Annotated in this window: 20 protein-coding genes and 1 tRNA gene; 15 read left to right on the top strand and 6 right to left on the bottom strand. The window is 59.5% G+C overall.

What is annotated here, in order from left to right:
* Nucleotide 1 precedes the first annotated feature (1 nt).
* Genes NKH54_RS22745 through NKH54_RS22735 form a run of 3 tightly spaced genes read left to right on the top strand, consistent with a single transcriptional unit; the run spans nt 2 to nt 5612 of the window.
* Nucleotides 2–994 carry a tail fiber domain-containing protein gene (locus NKH54_RS22745; RefSeq protein WP_353028936.1) on the top strand — a complete coding sequence of 331 codons (993 nt, stop codon included), beginning with the start codon at nt 2–4 and terminating at the stop codon, nt 992–994.
* Entirely contained in the window at nt 991–3414 is a 2424-nt protein-coding gene (locus NKH54_RS22740) for a phage tail tip lysozyme (protein ID WP_353028935.1), read from the top strand. Before NKH54_RS22745 ends, NKH54_RS22740 begins: the two co-directional genes overlap by 4 nt.
* Nucleotides 3414–5612 (top strand): hypothetical protein, encoded by a 2199-nt coding sequence (locus NKH54_RS22735; RefSeq protein WP_353028934.1) that lies wholly within the window; start codon nt 3414–3416, stop codon nt 5610–5612. Before NKH54_RS22740 ends, NKH54_RS22735 begins: the two co-directional genes overlap by 1 nt.
* A gap of 537 nt (nt 5613–6149) precedes the next feature.
* Here NKH54_RS22735 and NKH54_RS32530 read toward each other — a convergent pair.
* Complete coding sequence (locus NKH54_RS32530; RefSeq protein WP_502907565.1) at nt 6150–6278, bottom strand: Y4oE-related protein; 129 nt, start codon at nt 6276–6278, stop codon at nt 6150–6152.
* Between the two features lie 175 nt (nt 6279–6453).
* Between NKH54_RS32530 and NKH54_RS22730 the strand changes: the two genes are divergently transcribed.
* The 3 genes from NKH54_RS22730 to NKH54_RS22720 all read left to right on the top strand — a co-directional run bounded on the left by NKH54_RS22730 (nt 6454) and on the right by NKH54_RS22720 (nt 8193).
* Nucleotides 6454–6618: a hypothetical protein gene (locus tag NKH54_RS22730; RefSeq protein ID WP_352653851.1), complete on the top strand. Its 165-nt coding sequence runs from the start codon at nt 6454–6456 to the stop codon at nt 6616–6618.
* Between the two features lie 138 nt (nt 6619–6756).
* Nucleotides 6757–6969 (top strand): hypothetical protein, encoded by a 213-nt coding sequence (locus NKH54_RS22725; RefSeq protein ID WP_353028933.1) that lies wholly within the window; start codon nt 6757–6759, stop codon nt 6967–6969.
* A gap of 828 nt (nt 6970–7797) precedes the next feature.
* Nucleotides 7798–8193, top strand: a complete 396-nt coding sequence (locus NKH54_RS22720; RefSeq protein WP_353028932.1) for a hypothetical protein — start codon at nt 7798–7800, stop codon at nt 8191–8193.
* Nucleotides 8194–8312: 119 nt separating this feature from the next.
* Here NKH54_RS22720 and NKH54_RS22715 read toward each other — a convergent pair whose 3' ends face one another.
* Nucleotides 8313–8480: a hypothetical protein gene (locus tag NKH54_RS22715; protein WP_353028931.1), complete on the bottom strand. Its 168-nt coding sequence runs from the start codon at nt 8478–8480 to the stop codon at nt 8313–8315.
* A 132-nt stretch (nt 8481–8612) separates the two neighbouring features.
* Between NKH54_RS22715 and NKH54_RS22710 the strand changes: the two genes are divergently transcribed.
* A complete protein-coding gene (locus NKH54_RS22710) occupies nt 8613–8906 on the top strand; it encodes a hypothetical protein (protein WP_031249298.1) in 294 nt (97 codons plus the stop codon).
* 252 nt (nt 8907–9158) lie between these two features.
* On the opposite strand, the gene NKH54_RS22705 is transcribed toward NKH54_RS22710, so the two are convergent.
* Nucleotides 9159–9611 carry a helix-turn-helix domain-containing protein gene (locus NKH54_RS22705; RefSeq protein ID WP_353028930.1) on the bottom strand — a complete coding sequence of 151 codons (453 nt, stop codon included), beginning with the start codon at nt 9609–9611 and terminating at the stop codon, nt 9159–9161.
* A 277-nt stretch (nt 9612–9888) separates the two neighbouring features.
* Between NKH54_RS22705 and NKH54_RS22700 the strand changes: the two genes are divergently transcribed.
* Nucleotides 9889–10626, top strand: coding sequence for a hypothetical protein (locus tag NKH54_RS22700; RefSeq protein ID WP_353028929.1), 738 nt, complete (start codon nt 9889–9891; stop codon nt 10624–10626).
* A gap of 138 nt (nt 10627–10764) precedes the next feature.
* Nucleotides 10765–11439 (top strand): hypothetical protein, encoded by a 675-nt coding sequence (locus NKH54_RS22695; protein WP_353028928.1) that lies wholly within the window; start codon nt 10765–10767, stop codon nt 11437–11439.
* 96 nt (nt 11440–11535) lie between these two features.
* Here the strand turns inward: NKH54_RS22695 and NKH54_RS22690 are convergent.
* Nucleotides 11536–11625 (bottom strand) — tRNA-Ser (locus tag NKH54_RS22690).
* Between the two features lie 97 nt (nt 11626–11722).
* Nucleotides 11723–12481 (bottom strand): tyrosine-type recombinase/integrase, encoded by a 759-nt coding sequence (locus NKH54_RS22685; RefSeq protein WP_353028927.1) that lies wholly within the window; start codon nt 12479–12481, stop codon nt 11723–11725.
* On the opposite strand from NKH54_RS22685, the gene NKH54_RS22680 reads away from it, so the two are divergent.
* Complete coding sequence (locus NKH54_RS22680) at nt 12452–12847, top strand: hypothetical protein (RefSeq protein WP_353028926.1); 396 nt, start codon at nt 12452–12454, stop codon at nt 12845–12847. The two genes, NKH54_RS22685 and NKH54_RS22680, sit on opposite strands and share 30 nt — an antisense overlap.
* Nucleotides 12848–12869: 22 nt before the next feature.
* On the opposite strand, the gene NKH54_RS22675 is transcribed toward NKH54_RS22680, so the two are convergent.
* Nucleotides 12870–13421: a hypothetical protein gene (locus NKH54_RS22675; protein WP_353028925.1), complete on the bottom strand. Its 552-nt coding sequence runs from the start codon at nt 13419–13421 to the stop codon at nt 12870–12872.
* Nucleotides 13422–13608: 187 nt separating this feature from the next.
* On the opposite strand from NKH54_RS22675, the gene NKH54_RS22670 reads away from it, so the two are divergent.
* From NKH54_RS22670 to NKH54_RS22650, 5 genes are read left to right on the top strand one after another with little or no spacing between them, the layout of a single operon-like run.
* Complete coding sequence (locus NKH54_RS22670; protein WP_353028924.1) at nt 13609–13800, top strand: helix-turn-helix domain-containing protein; 192 nt, start codon at nt 13609–13611, stop codon at nt 13798–13800.
* Nucleotides 13800–14099, top strand: a complete 300-nt coding sequence (locus NKH54_RS22665) for a GIY-YIG nuclease family protein (RefSeq protein WP_353028923.1) — start codon at nt 13800–13802, stop codon at nt 14097–14099. Before NKH54_RS22670 ends, NKH54_RS22665 begins: the two co-directional genes overlap by 1 nt.
* A complete protein-coding gene (locus NKH54_RS22660; RefSeq protein WP_353028922.1) occupies nt 14100–14327 on the top strand; it encodes a hypothetical protein in 228 nt (75 codons plus the stop codon).
* On the top strand, nt 14314–14514 hold the full coding sequence (locus NKH54_RS22655) for a hypothetical protein (RefSeq protein ID WP_353028921.1): 201 nt from the start codon (nt 14314–14316) through the stop codon (nt 14512–14514). Before NKH54_RS22660 ends, NKH54_RS22655 begins: the two co-directional genes overlap by 14 nt.
* Nucleotides 14511–15017 (top strand): hypothetical protein, encoded by a 507-nt coding sequence (locus NKH54_RS22650; protein ID WP_353028920.1) that lies wholly within the window; start codon nt 14511–14513, stop codon nt 15015–15017. Before NKH54_RS22655 ends, NKH54_RS22650 begins: the two co-directional genes overlap by 4 nt.
* Nucleotides 15018–15116: the final 99 nt, after the last annotated feature.

Below are 15116 nucleotides of genomic sequence, written 5' to 3'. Positions count from 1 at the left end.
CATGTGCGCTCCATCCGCTCCGAAGCCGCCAGATCCCAAGGAAACCGCAGCAGCGTCGACCGGAACGAACGTTTCAACGGCTATCGCCAACGCGAACCTTGGGAACGTCAATCAGGTCACGCCTGACGGCAGTCTGACCTATACACAGAGCGGCACATATATCCAGAAAGACCCGTACACCGGGCAGAGCTACGAAATTCCGCGCTACACGGCGACCCAGACGCTTTCGCCCGAACAGCAGGCCATCAAGGCGCAGTCCGATTCCGCCAAGCTGAACATGAGCAAGCTCGCCAGCTCTCAGTCAGCGTTCCTGAATGACTTCCTGGCCAAGCCGGTCGACCTGTCGAACGACGCGACAGAGGCGCGCCTGATGGACCTCGGCATGAAGCGTCTGCAGCCAGCGCTGGATGCGCGCCGGTCGGCGAACGAGGCCGACCTGATCAACCGTGGCATTCGTCCCGGTTCGGACAACTATGCGCAAGCCCAGAACACCCAAAATCAGGGCGAGAATGACGCTTACAACTCGCTGCTGCTGTCGGGTCGCGGTCAGGCCGTGCAAGAGGCCCTGGCTCAGAACTCGGCGCCGATCAACAACCTGACGGCATTGCTGTCCGGCTCACAGGTCAGCCAGCCGAATTTCGTCAACGCCAACATGCCGACCATCCCGACCACTGACACTGCCGGGCTGATCAACAAGAACTATGATCAGAGGATGCAGGCATGGCAGCAGGACCAGGCAAGCAGCAACGATATGATGGGCGGCCTGTTCGGCCTCGGCGCCAACCTGATCAAATTCTCCGACCGTCGCTTGAAAAAGAACATTCGGGCGATCGGCACTTATGCCAACGGCCTGACGAAATACGTCTTCGAATATCTGTGGGGCGATGATGCTCAGACCGGCGTCATGGCGGACGAAGTTCGCCACTATCGGCCGTACGCGGTGACGCGAATCAACGGCTTTGATGTCGTCGATTACGAAAGGGCTTTGGCATGAGCGCGCAGCCGTCTTTCATTTTCGGCGGGGACACTGGCGTCAAGACGCCGGAAGACCTTGCCCGTCTCCGGGCCATTGCCGAAGCACTTCGTGGGCCGGCGGCGCCGAAGACGCTCGGACAAGGCCTCTCGGCGATCGGCGAGGCGCTTGGCTATCGTATGGCCGACAGTCGCGCCACCAAGGCGGAAGCCAATTGGCGGAAGGGCGGCGATAGCATTTTCTCCGCATTGTTCGGCGGTGGCGGCTCTGGAGATGCCACGTCTGCGGCACTTGGACCGGCTGAGACTTCGGCCGCGTCGCCGGGCCTTGGCGGTTCTGCCGGGCCGGCTCCCGACCTGTCTGGCAACGATATCTATTCGGGCTTCATGGATACGGTAAAGGGCAAGATCACCAATCCGAACGCGTTGGCGGCCGTCGCGGCAACGGGCAAGGCGGAAAGCGGTTTTTCGCCGGGCAATGTTTTCAGATCCTGGTCCGACCCGAGCCAGAGCGGGCAGGCAGGCGCGGCCGGCGGTATCATGTCCTGGCGCGCCGAACGTCTCGCCAACATGAAGAAGTTCGCCGCTGCAAATGGCGGTGACCCAGACCGGCCGTCACCGCAACTTCAAGCGCAGTTCTTTCTTCAGGAAGACCCAACGCTGATCGATCGGCTGAACGCGGCCAAGAGCCCGGCTGAAGCGCAGCAGATGATGAACAACGCCTGGAAGTTCGCCGGCTACGATCGACCAGGCGGCGAAGCAGGGCGCCGGATCGCGCTCGCCAACTCGTTTGCCTCGCAGTTCAGCGGTGCGCCTGCAGATCCTGTGCAAGTGGCAAGCCTTGACCCGGCGGCGGGCATTCCCGTAGCGCCCGGTGGCGCGGTCACCAGCGCGCTTGCCGCTCCTGCGGCCACTGGACCGCAGCAGACCCCCGCGCAAGCCCTGTCCGGTGTTCCTGTGCCGACGCCAGCGCCTCGCGTCCAGTCCCCTCGTTCAGCGGACGGCGGAGGCGGTCCGATGCTTGGCGCTCCTGCTGGTGCACCCGCTCCGGGAGACATCAAGACAGGACCGGATGGCAAAACCTACCAGTACGCCGAGACCAAGGGCATGGCTGGCGCGACGGGTGATTTCGGATGGATTCCGGTCAACACCGGAGCAAGCGCGGCAAACGGCGGAAGCGTTCAGGTAGCCGGCGGCGGCCCGACCGTTCAGCAGCTCATGCGGGCGGCCACCGACCCGCGTCTCAGCCCGGAACAACGCGGCGTTGTCGGCATGCTGCTGAAGCAGAAAATGGCGGCTGCAGATCCTGCAACGCAACTTTCGATGGAGAAAGACCGGCTCGATATGGAGAAGACCCGCATCGAGACAGAACGGCTCAAAAATCCGCAGATGACGCCGGCCGAACAGGCGCGTCTCGATTTCGACGAGCGCAAGCTTCAGGCCGATCAGGAGAAGCTGATTGAAGTCGGTGGCTCACTGGTCGACCCCAAGACACACCAAGCCGTCTACACCGGCCAGCAGACCGATTGGGAAAAGCTCGAGGATGGGACGCTGTACAACAAGCGCACCGGCGAGACGAAGGCCGTTGCGGCAGCGCCGGGGGGCGGTGAGGGGAACATGTTCAAGGGCAACGCGGTCGATGCCCAGGCACTCAACTGGCTGGTCAACAACAACAAGGTGACGCGCGAGCAAGCGGCCCAGATCGCCGCCGGCAAGACGATCACCGGCCCGAACGGGGAAATGATGTTCCTGACCCCGCAAGGCATTGTTGCCCAGATGCCAGGACAGGCTCCGCAGCCTATCGTTCCGCCGCAAGCGCCGCCATCGGGAGCGCAACAGGCCGCCCCGCAGCCTGGCGCGCCTCCTGTGGCTGTTCCTGCTCCTGTCCCGGTTCCATCGGCCCCAGCGCCTGCCGCGCCCGCTCCTGTTAGCCCGCGCGCCGCCAATCCGCCTCCAGGCTCGAATGCAGGGATTGTGCCGCTGACCGGCCCGAAGGTGAAGCCGGCGAACGAGCAGCAGCAGCGTGACGCCAAGCTGTATTCGGTCGTCGAGCCAGAGCTGAAGATTGTTGAGGACAATTTCGCGGCTCTGACCAACGTGAAGGATCAGGCGCTTTCAGCCGTTCCGTATGGCTCGGACTATGGCGCCGACTATCTGAAATCGAAGGACTATCAGCGCGCCTCGAACTCGCTGAAGACCATCATTGCTTCCTACCTCTACAGCGTGTCGGGTGCCACCGCGGCGCCTGCCGAAGTGGAAAACCAGGCGGCCATTCTCACGCCCAAGCCGGGCGAGGCGAAAGAGTCTGTCGACGACAAGCTGGCACGGGTCCGAGCAATGGTCGAAGCGATCAAGAACGGCACTGGCCAAGGCGCGGCGCCGAACGGCAGTGGCAATGCCGGGACTACGAGCAACGGCCTGAAATGGAGCCTTGAACCCTAATGGCAACGCTCAACATTCAAGGACACAAGGTCCAGGTCGACGACGCCTTTCTGTCGATGACGCCGGAACAGCAAAACTCGGCCGTCGAAGAGATTGCAAAGTCGCTGCCGGCCGGCGGCGTCGATCCGGGCGGGCTTGCAGATGCAGACGCCCGTGCGAAGGCTGGGCTGGCTGTTGCGCAACGGAACCACGCGCTTTCTCCGGAGGAGCGACGAGCGAGCGCGGGCATCGACCCGGCGACAAGTCAGCCGCCTGGCGTTCCTGCGCTTCCGATGGAGCCCGGCTTCAACCCGCTCACCGGCAAGATCGAGGGCGATGACGCCACAAGCAAAATTCGCACCGGTTCAGGCGGTATTCTGGAGGGCATCCCGATCGTTGGCCCCATGATCCGGGGAGGCGTCGAACGTGCTGCGGCGGCAACAATCGCCGGAATGTCTGATGAGACCTATGATCAGGTTTTGAAGCGCATTCAAGCCGGCACCATTGCCGAAAAGTCGATGAACCCGAAGCTCGACCGGGCTTCTCAGGTAAGCGGCGCTGTCGCGGGTACTATCCCAGCAATGGCGGCGGCACCTGGAGCTTTCGGCATCGGAGCTGCAACTAATCTGGGCAAGTTTGGCATGGGCGCTCTTTCTGGCGCCGTCATCAACGGAGCAGATTCTGCGGTACGGTCTGGTGGCGATGCGAGAGAGTCAATCAAAGGCGGCTTGATCGGCGGCGGGCTCGGCTTGGCGGCTCCGATTGTCGCTCCACTTGTCGGGCGCGGCGTAAAAGCTATTGCGGACAGTGTGAACCTTAGCGCGGTCGCGAAGGCACTTGGTCTCGATAAGAGCGCTGCGAAAGTCTTGGCGAGTGCTGTGCGGCAGGACGCGGTAGAGCCCGGTGCGCTGGCTCTGATCGGAAAGGACGGCATGCTGATGGATCTGGGTCCAAACCTCCGGCATACGGCTGGTGCCATCGCCGCCACACCAGGGGAGGGCAAAGCAGTCGTTCGCGGCGCCATCGGCGCACGTGATGCCGATGCAAACTGGCGTATCCGTTCCGCACTGGACGACACGCTTGGCGAAGCTCCTACGCCTTCGCGCATCATCGATCGGGCCAACCGCAATCAACAGCTTCTGGCGCCAGAGTATCGCGAAGCTTTGCGCGATGCCGGTCCCGTCGACACATTGCCGATTGCCCGCTACCTCGAAACCGAAGCCCAGACACTACGCGGTGAACCTCAGAAGCTCATTCAGCGCGTCCGCGCGATGTTGGATCATCAGCCGACGCCGGCAGAAGTTACCCGAGCCCGCGCCAACGGGCAGCCCGCGCCTGGCACGACGCTGGTCAACGATGCTGGCGAGTTGCTTAACACCCGACACGCCATTGACGACATGCTTGAGACGACGCAGGGGACCAATGCGGTTAACGCGCTGACTACCGCCCGCCAAGCCGTGGATGACGAGCTTCGCGCGTCGGTTCCCGGCATCAAAGAAGTTGACGCGAAATACGCCGAACTCGCCAGGCAAAAGGAAGGTGTGCAGCGCGGTCAGACCGTGCTTTCCAGCGGGCGTGAGGCACCGCGCCCCGACGAACTGGCGACCGAGTTCCGGCAGGGTGCGTTGCCGCAAGGCATGCAGGTGGGACCGTCGGCTGTGCCGGTGCGTCTTCGCGAGGGTGCGCGAGCCGAAATCGAGCGGATCGTGGGAACCAACGCCAACGACCGGGTTGCGCTTCAGCGGCTGATCAAGGGCGAGGGCGACTGGAACAGGGCTCGTCTCTCAACGCTATTTGGTAGCGATAAGGCCAGCGCCATCATCGACCTGCTGGACCGCGAAAAGCTCTTTGCCGACACTTCGAACATCGTCAGCCGCAACTCGGAAACGGCGGCTCGCGTCGCTGCACGAGAGGCAATCGATCCCAGCAGCGGCGGCGGCTTCGGTGTGCGTGAGGGGTTCATTGCAGGGGGCGCACGGGGGGCGGCTCGTGCGGCGGGGACGCGGGCCGTAGAGAGCGTGATCGATGCGCTGCGAAACGGCGGCAACGACAAAGCGATATCGGATATGGCCCGCGCCCTCACAAGCGGCCCACAGCAAAGCGCAGTGCTCGATGCATTGATGAAGGCTGGGCGAGGCTCGCCGCTTCAGCAGTCACAGATCGATCGTGTGACTCGCGCGCTGATGCTCAGCGGGCCGACCGCCGTCAACCACCCCTGAGCGGCGCTCTTGGCGCTCGGATATGAACCAAACCGCAAAGATCAGAGCGGCGCCGACCAGCACCCCTACCATGAAATCTGTCGTTGTTTTGCTCAAGAACCAGTCCAGTCCCTGATACAGGCCGGCCAAGACCGCTATGGTGATCACTGCCGCAATGAGCTGAAGGATGGTGTTCCTCGACATGGGGAGAACATAGTTTGAAATCGGGCTGATTGAAAGATCAGGAGCGAGCTAGGGTGAATGCCATGAGTTGCTCTCGGTCGCCTTCGCAATCCTTTTGTTCATGGCGGGCGGCTTCTGGCTGGCGGTCCAAGTTGTTCCTACCTCACTGATCCATTTCCAGCGGCTCGTGGTCCGGTTGCTCGTGCCACATGACCTGGCGGAAGTCGCGTCGGTCCACCTGCTGGCCGCAGATGGGGCATGCGTGAAATCGATCGTCCCAGTCCTGCGGTTGGTGTGGCTTGCCGGGCTTAGGCGGTCCAAGGTCGGCTATTCTGGTCATGCTCGAACGAACACGATTCCGCGGCAAAAGTTCCGCTAGTTTGGTCTTCTCAGTTGGTGAAAGACATCGCACCAAAAGCGGTAGTCATCCGCTCGGCCGTCGAAATGTGCCTCCAAAGCGCAGTGCGCCACGGCGGTCGCCGCTTCCAGCCCATAGAATTCGATCGCAGTTGAACCGCCTGATCTCGGTCGACGAGATCGGCAATCTTCACAGCAGCAAAATCATCGCTCTGCATCCCGAGCCTCTGTGGTCCAAATATTCCCAACCCCTAATGGGTCGACTATATAACCCCTCATGGCAACACTGCGGTACGACGTAAGGCGGGAACCGGATGGGACGTTGACGGTGTTCGACGTGTTCACCGGGCTGCCGGCTATTGTAGCGGGCCACCCATCTGTCGACCTTCCCGATATGGAGTATGCCGAAGAGCTGGCAGGCATCCTGAATGCCAACGACCTGAAGCAGAGGCTATCTCACGGGAGGTTCCCCGGAGGGTTCGCCTGACTGAGGTGGCGTGACAGGTTTGCCATTCGCCCAACTTCGTACTGCCCATCCAGGATGGTTCGTCCGATTCCGAACAAGCATTTGTTATTGAAATCCCGGCTACGAGGGTTCAACATCCACCTTTCATAGGGGGATGTGGTGGGCGACGTGGTGCCAATCCGCAAGGCCACGCCTTGCGTGGAAGTGGTCGGAGCCAGTGGCGAATGGGTCGTCCGCATCATTGAGGCCGACCAGGAAATTACACGCTCATTCGGCTTTGAATCCTTCGCGCTGTCCTTTGCGGAGGGCCAGCGGATACGCCTGCATCTCGACAGAGTTGTGCGGCTTCAGGACCCTCCTGCGGCTGGGTAACCTCAGTGCCTGGTGATGGCCGATTATTCCATGGCTGGTTGCGACGTCTCTGTCGTCCGCCGGCGGACGCAAGGGCGGCTGATGATCGCGACGACTAGCCTAGCCAATCCCCAACGGCTGGGAAGGATCCGGTTCCCGGCGGCGTTCCCTTCGTTCTTCAAGGAACAGCTTGGTGTGTTCGTCCCACTCAAGAGGCGTTGTCCCGTGCTCTTGAACGAACTTTCCAAACTCCTTGCGCAGGTCGGCAAGGTCCAAAACCCAAAGATGCTCACTGCTACCGGGGTTCGACATCGCGTTCACCAATTCCGCCCATTCTCCCGGAACTAAGTTGGCTTTGCGGTTGAACCTTCAAGGTGACAATGCGAGATAATTTGCTCGGTTGCTAATATGCCTATATCTTGGCCAGCGCGGGGGGCCTCATATCTTCCCGCCGTGGCCGGTGCGGTTAAGCCCCCACAAGCACCCCCAACTGCACCGGCCATGCCCAACCGCGGGGTATGGTCTTTGCGCTCGGCAATCTCTTCAAGAGCTTCCGTGAAGCCTGACGCAAATTTGTTGCGAGCCACACTCACCGTTTGGCGGAGCTTCGTATACCTTCTCGCTTTACCAGGATCTTATCCGAAGTGATTAGGAGAGCTAGGCGCTTCAACGAACCTAAATCAACGCCGCGTTTGCAATGCCAGCGCTTGCCGCAAGAGCGAGTTTCGGTCGGTGCCGATAAGTTTGATGAGAAGGCATGCTTGATCAAGAGTGATGCCGGTTTCTCTAGCGATAGCACGCGCCAACATTTCTTGATGCGGCGTGATCTCGCTAGGCCGATCCTGTTCCATGGAAAAAAACGAACTCGCACCGGGGACGATGGTTCCACCATCTAGGGGCTTTTTTTCAGGCAACCGGCCGCGCGGCGTGCAGGTGGGGGAAACTGGTACAAATCGGACAATTCTTTTCAATTGCAGAGAGGCTTCGGCGGGCTTATTAATGTGGCGTTTACCATTGCCTTATTGGGAGGATGCGATGGTTGCAACGCCCAAAGATATCGCTCAAGCGGCAACTGCGAATGCGGCCACCTTGCTGAGGTGGCAGAACTCCATGGAGGAACGCGCCACGTTTCGCCAGAGCATGGATCAATCGCGCAGGGCGATCCAAGCCTCACGCGAATTGCTGAAGCGCCTTCGTCAACGTCAGCGCGAAAACAATAGCGTCGCGGACGCGATAAAGGACTAGCCGACAAGGCAGATGGTGAGACGGAGGTCCGGGAACCTTGTTGCCGCAAACCGCTTAGGGTTGCGGAGCAGGCTCATGGAAAAACAGCGTCAAAAAGCTGCTACGCGGCCGGACCCGCTTTAGAGTTCTCCTCCGAAGGTCGGGCGGGTCTCATTGGTGCCTTCCTGCTCCAGCAAGATATCGCTCGCCTTCGCTGCGGTGCTCGAAGCAAAACCAGTGCGAGCCTTGGCGCGGTCGAGCGAAGCCGAAGCCCGCATCTTTGCCGCAGTCGCGATGCTCGCAGACATGATTGTCGACCCGCCGGCCCTCGCGCGGGACCGCTATCATGCCTTCGGCAAGTCGTGACGGTTCGTCGCTCATAGCGAAAAGATTCCACAATCCGTCTTGACGTTCAAGGAATTTGTTCCTTTTCTGTTCTCATGGCGCACGACCCGATCGATACGCTGGGCAAGGCGACCCGGCACAACATGCTCGTGAAGGCGGAGTGCAGTTGCGGCAATGTCCGCTACTGCCGGTCCGCAGACCTGATGATGGTCTATGGCGGCGGCGTCGATCCCTTGAAGCTCAAGTTCGACTGCAACCGGTGTAAGCCGCAGATCAAAATCACTTTGCTGGAGGTGCATCCCGAACACCTGCCTAAGCGCCTAATGATCCACAAGCCGATGAAAATCGATGGTAAGGTCGTCTGGCACACAGAGAGATTTCGAGGATAGGCCCGGCAAGGAAGTCGCCTTTATTCAATGGAACGGGACGGGGCCTTCGAAGGGTCCAAGTCTCTGAATTTCGGAACATAGCGCCTGCGGCGCCAGTCGAACGAAACGCCGGCTGTTTGATCATCTAGCGGTCATTGCGGCGGATCGGCTGGCCATATAGACAGCAAGGCGCGATGTTGTGGCCGGTGCAATGCTCGGTGAAGATGGTTTGTCGGCGCGCGGCCGACATGCGGGCTCGGGGAGTATTCTCGGTCATTCTTCGAGCCAATCCGAATCGCGATAATTCCAAGGGGCAGGAGCCCATTGGAAGACCTGGTTCTCGGGCACCACCATACCGGTCCGCAAGAAGGTCCAGGTTCTGTTCGCACGATCGAAGGTTGCGCGTTGTGTCTGAACCTTCCCAATCATGTAATTCGCCAGCACTTCGGTCCCCATCGGTGGAAGTTGTCCATCAGTGGTGCGTCTCCATTGCACAAGGCGCATACGCACTCCTGGCGCGCCGTGATTCAGGAAATCAACGCCAGCCTCTTCAAGAGCGCGTTGCACGTTAAGCACGTTCTCAGAGCGACCCGAGATTGCGTTGCTTCCTGACGATTCCATATTCCGAATGGTGTTGATGCTAATGCCGGTTATCTGGGCAACGTCGCGTTGCTCCAGATCGGCCAAGGCGCGGGCTGCTCTCAATTGGTTTCCGGTTGTAAGCACGTCTTGTCTCCATCTCTTATTTATTGGTTACAGTAACCAACTATGTGTTGACAAGAGCCAAATGTCAAATATGGTTACTAGTGCAAGGGATTTGGTGCTGACAACCAACTTAGGAGATTGCAATATGCCGAACACACCTGTTCAGGCTGCCGCCGAAGGCATGCCCAGTTATCCCCAGGAAGCACGTTCAAATGCCTTCTTTCGTAAACTGCCAGTGCGGTGGTTTGCGTGGGCGGGCTCCAGCCCAGCTATGTCAAATTCTACATCGGAGGTTTTCATGAACCAGCATGTCGATCGTCGCGCGCTTCTTTCGTCATCAGCGGTTGCTACGGCCGCCTTGGCTGTCGCTGGCGCAAATCAGGGGGCTGGGGCAGGGGGCACCCAGGCATCCGGAGTGTCTCCTGAACTGCAAGGCCTGATCGAGGCGAAGCATGCGGCCTACGCCCGCTTTATTGCCGCCATCGATGTGGCCACCGAATTAGAAGACGCCTATCTGCCGAAGACGGCCGAACTATTCATTCCCTTGTCCATTGGTGGTGGGCAGTCGCGGACGCTGCGTTACGGGGACCTCGATGAAGTCGAGGCCGATCTACGCGACGAAATCAAACGGCGTTACGCCGAGCAACAGCAGAAGCTGGCAGCACTGGCCAAGGTGGCGCCTGATCTCGGTAAGCAGTCGACCACTGCGCTTCGCAAGGCCGAGCAGACCGATTTGCGGACGTTGAAGAGGCTGATCAAGGAAGAGCGCGCGCGACGCAGCGCTGTCGGACTTGAACAGGCTATCAACGAACGCAACGAAGCCTGCGACGCCGAACGCTACTCATTAAACGCAGTGTGCGCCTACCGTTGCACCACCATGGAGGAACACCGCGTCAAGTCCCAGTTCTTGATGGAATTCGCCACAGGCAAATATGGCGACCTCCAGTCCGAGGACATAGACGCGCTGCTTTGGTCGTTTCTGCCGGTCGAGGCCTTGGAAGCTGCGGTCGAGGCCGTGGAGGGCGGTGTAGCCTGAACGGCCGAATGTTCAAAGCTGATTGGAGTCATGGCCCGCTGCCTCACGGTGGCGGGCTTTTGCAAGGGGTATGCGCATGGCCTTGATTAAGCGACAAGGAGTTCAAATCTAATAGCCAAATCACATAGGAGTTACTTCGTGACCGCACCAGAAATCACAATCGCGTACGGCAGCGTCGAGACCGCCAGGGCGGCCGCCATGACAGTCGAGTACACTCAGCGGGCTATCGGAAAAAACGTCCATATTAAGATGTTGCCCGGCTTGGCTGGGCCAAACGAAGTCATTCAAGTCATCACTGATTCGGCCGGTTGGCATTATCTCATAGAAATCGGGAAGCCTGTCTTCAATGCCGCCGTCGCTCTCGCGACAAAGGAAGCTTATGAGCGCTATAAGGCTTGGAAGAACTCTTCCAAACCCGCATCGGTTGCAGAGCCGGCGGACGATGCGTTCGCACTGGGATCTATGCTCAAAACGCTTGAAAAGGCGAAGGTCGATGGCAACACGATAATCTTCGCGCTTCCGATCGACAAAGGGAGTCTTAAAGGGCGCAACGTCGGTGTTGAGCTGAAGAGTGTCTCAGAAGACACGTTCTTGCAGTCCGCTGTCGTGCTCGCGACCATAGGAGACGGGTTGATTGCCGCCTTGAACCAATACAGCTTCAAGGAGGCAGTGGTCGAAAACAGCGACTGCAGTTGCGCTATAACCGTAAACCCTGACGGCAGTGCCGAGGTAGAAATTTATGTTGATAGTAAAATGACGACGGTCCGGTTGAAGTTTGACGCCTTGGGGAAACGGGTTGAAACCTCGACATAGAGGCGTGTCATTAATTAAAGACGTTAGGCACCAAGTTAGGCACCGAATAAGGCAGAGCAAAAGACAATAGCTTTATCAAGGCGATAGCCAAATATCTGGCGGAGGGAGTGGGATTCGAACCCACGGTGGGCTTGCACCCACGCCGGTTTTCAAGACCGGTGCCTTAAACCGCTCGGCCATCCCTCCGTCGTGATTTTTCAATCACTTAGGACCATCGCTATCGGTCGTTTTTGAGCGGTTGGCACCGGATTGGCACCGAAGGCGTTCCCGACCGGTTCGCGCTTCATTCCTGTAAAGCGGCATTGATGGCTGCGTCAACCACCGCAGCGGCGCCTTCCTGCTGTCCTGGCAACAAATGCGCGTAGATGTTCAGCGTGACTGACGGATTGGCGTGGCCGGCGCGAGCCGACACGACATGCACAGGAACGCCGCTGCGCAACAGGTGCGTGATATGGGTATGCCGGAGGCCATGGAAAGTGACCTGCGGAACGCCAGCGGTTTCGGCTTCTCGCGCGAACTCTTTCGAGAATGGGCGAGGGGTCCGGATTCGACCGTCCCATGTCGGGAAAGCCAGATCCTTCTCATCCTTGCCCATGCCAAGCTTCAAACGATGCTCCGCCAGTTCCTTTCGATGCCGGCGGAGCTCGACCACCAGACGGGCGGGCAGGGCGATAGTGCGGCGGCTGCGATCGGTTTTCGGTTCCTTAATCGCGAGGCCGGCCTTCGTTTCCTCGACAACCTGAACGACTTGGAGCGTGGCGCGGTCGAGGTCGATATCCTTCCAGCGCAACGCCAGCACCTCGCCACGGCGCATTCCAGTGGATGCCGCCATGAGCACCGGCATATAGATCGATCGGCCTTTGAGGTGGCCTAGGAGAGCCTTCAACTCGTCATCATCAAGCACCTGGATTTCTTCGCGGCGCACCTTGGGCGTGGTTTGTACCGCCGCCATGGGTGATTGGCGAAGCTTCCTCGCCTTCACAGCAGACCCTAGGATTTGGGAAAGCAGCCGGTGGATGTGCTGGATTGTCTGCGCGGCCAAGCCGCCCTTGCCGTCGCGGCGGCCGGCGGTGCGCAGATGCTCATAGAACTGATCAATTCGCGTGCCGTCGAGCCGCTGCAGGGCAACGGCGCCGATCTGTGGGATAATGTGCTGCTCGACAATCTCACCATAGCGCTCCAGCGTCTTCGCCTACGTCTTGGATGGGGCAATCGCTTTCAACCAGTGACGCGCATATTCGGCAACGGTGGACATCGAGCGCTCGATGAACGTGCCTTCGTCGATCTGGTTGAGGCGCTTCGAAAGCTCGGCTTCGGCCTCCTTCTTCGTGCCTCGCACCGTGGCGAATTGGGTCAGCCGCTTGCCGGTGACGGGGTCCGTTCCGAGGTCGAATTTAAGGCGCCATGAAGCCTTGCCGCGCCGCGTGAGATTACCGCGCATTTTTGGGCTTTCCTCTTGTTTTGAGTTGTTCGGCCATCTCCACTAGATCGGCCTGACTGGTTTTCGAACGCGCGGCAACTTGGCCAATCTCGTCCTTGATCAGCCGCAGCTTGTGTTCGTACCGCGTTCCCTTGTTGATCGGCGCTGAGGTGTCGGCGTCTTGCACGTCGCGCCACACGGCCCCAGCAACAAAATTCTGGGTGTATTCCAAGGCCGCGTCGATATCGCTCGACGCCGGCCCTTTAACATTGGGCTGGGTGTCACCCTCTGGTCTGACTGCTTCCAGCAGCCGATTGACGGTCTTGACGGCAAGATCGAACCACGCCGGATCATTGAGCCAATTCGGGTGGCTGGCGATGCCGCCTACACCGCTCCATTGGATAGCAAGCGCGATAGTCCTCATCATCATATACGTCTGGCTGTCACCGAACTGGTCGGCGATCTTTTCATCGTCGGAAAACGTCCTGCGCAGCCGTCGCTGAATTTCGTCTGAGATTGTGCTCCCCCGAGCCGCTGCGGCCTTCTCAAGTTCCAGCTTCAACTCTGGGGCCATCCGGGACGAAAACACCACCGAAGGGCCAGGGAATTGCGTTCTAGGTTTGGGTCCGCGCCTTGCCACTTCGATGCTGCTCCTGAATTAGTCTTACAATTTGTCGCACAGCCCTATGGACCGCGTCAAGTACGCTCCCGTATTATCTTACATATTGTAAGCTAAAAAGGAGCTAAGCATGATCAACGTCCCCATCGAAGTTTTGGTAATGACGGTGCCTGAAGCCGGCGCCAAACTCGGCCTAGGCAGAAACGCCTCATATGAAGCCGCCGCACGCGGCGACATCCCAACCATTCGTCTCGGCAAATTGATCAAGGTGCCGAAGGCCGCTTTCGACCGAATGTTGGCGAAGTCCGAGGAGGCGGCATAATGGAGAGCGTCGTCTACTTCGCGAAATCCGGCCCGACAATCAAGATCGGCTATAGCGCCAACCTACCTGGCCGGTTGAACCAGTTAAAATACATCCGGCCCGCTCCTGGCGGTCGTCGTCCGATCGAGTTGCTGGGCACCATCCCAGGCGACATCAAGGTCGAGGCACGCGTTCATGCGCGCTTCAGGCGCTATAAGACCTCACATCATCCTTTGTGCGAGTGGTTCCTCGATACGCCGGAACTCCGCCGCTTCATAGCGATCAACTGCCGCAACCCTGAACTCAGGGAGGCCGCATAAATGGCCCGCCATGTCCCCACAACCGACCATGTTGATGCTGGTTATCTCGAAGAGGCCGTTGCCTGGTTCGCTGAGCATCAATCGACATGCGAGCGCCCGTTCGTCGCGGCGATCCGCCGCCGGTTTGGCCTCAATGCGCTCGACGCCGTAAGCGTGATGCGCCTCGCCAACTTGCGCTTGGATTGGCCGAATACCTCCGACGAGGGGGCCGCCAATGTTGCTTCCTGATACAGCAAAGCCGACCTCGGCAAAGGTCGGCTCGCTGGAAATATCGAAAAGCTTGGCAGCAATCGATACCGGCGAGAATACCGAAAGCCTCACCCGCCTGCAAGCGTCTCGCATCCTTCGCCGCTTTCCCATGTCCGTCCCGGTGGCGCTGGTCACTGCCCGGCTTGTCTACGGGAGGGCGGCATGAGCAACGAACGCCCGTTTACAATGGTCTTCCCCAAGCTTCACAGTTCGAAGCGTTACCTTGCGTTGGATGACAGCGGACGATCGCTCTTCCACTACTTCCTGAGCGGCCCACACCAGAACCATTGCGGCTGCTCACTGATCAAGCCTGCCTATGCTGCTGCCGACCTGGAATGGCCGGTGGACAAGTTCCTTGATTACCGGGGCAAGGTGGTGGATGCGGGCCTAATCGATCTCGATGCCGACACCGACGAGATCTACGTGCTGAGATGGTTCAAGCACCACGGCAACGCAGGCAGCTGGAAATTCGGCAAGGGCATCATGGGCCAGATTGCCAGGATCGAATCTGGCCGTCTCCAAGAGCGGGTGGAGGCCGAGTTTGCCGAGACACCAATCGGCAAGGCAACCCTCAATGCCAAGGATGCGGAAACCGCCGGCAACGAGCCAACGGTCGCCAACCTCAGCAGCCGCCTCCTGAACACCCGTCTCATGCAGAGAGGGGCATAGCCTATGGATAGGGTATCGAAACTGTATCGATATATAGAGACAGAGACCTATGCGAAGACAGAGACAGAAACCAAACCAACACTAAGAACCAAAACTAAG

The organism is Mesorhizobium sp. M1004, from assembly GCF_040318795.1.
Lineage (GTDB): Bacteria > Pseudomonadota > Alphaproteobacteria > Rhizobiales > Rhizobiaceae > Mesorhizobium.
This window is presented reverse-complemented; position numbering and strand designations above follow the sequence as displayed.